Source organism: Acinetobacter sp. UBA5934 (assembly GCF_002430855.1).
GTDB lineage: Bacteria > Pseudomonadota > Gammaproteobacteria > Pseudomonadales > Moraxellaceae > Acinetobacter.
Window position 1 is genome coordinate 22,426 of the sequence record NZ_DJDC01000060.1, and the last position, 309, is coordinate 22,734.

The window sequence follows — 309 nt, forward strand, 5'->3', positions numbered from 1 at the left end:
TAATTGTGGCTATTCAGATGAAAAAATACCTATTAGACTTTTGTCGAAGATAAAATTTTTTAAGCACCTGTCCTTTTTCGGCATTTGTTTAATGAGGATTGAAAAGAATGATGTATGTTTCGACTTTTCTATTAGCGGTTTGCTTGTTTATGCTCGTTGTTGTATGGTCTTTAATCGAAATTCGCATTGAAGAGCAAAAAGAACGCAGTCTTTAGTTTTAATCTGTAGTCCTCGATTAAATAATTTTATTATTTAGGTTTTAAGAATACTGATTTAAAATCTAAATAAAAATTAAAATAAGAGTTTTTA